Here is a 207-nt window from a genome sequence, read left to right as displayed (position 1 = left end):
GCAACGGCAACGGCAACGGCACGAGTCGGCCTGCTTTCCAGCCTAATGTCAATTTAGTTGAAGGCAGTACAGCTACAACTGACTCAACCTCCCAGGCCAGCCAGACCCTCACCGCCCCTTCAAATCAACCCGCCGCAAATGACACGTCACCTCCTCCCGATCGTGATACAGCTGCTTGCACGCAATCTGCACCCTCACCTTCCGGGC

This window comes from Pseudomonas sp. UBA5666 (assembly GCF_002420785.1).
In the GTDB taxonomy this organism is placed as follows: Bacteria; Pseudomonadota; Gammaproteobacteria; order Pseudomonadales; family Pseudomonadaceae; genus Aquipseudomonas; species Aquipseudomonas fulva.
This window is presented reverse-complemented; position numbering follows the sequence as displayed.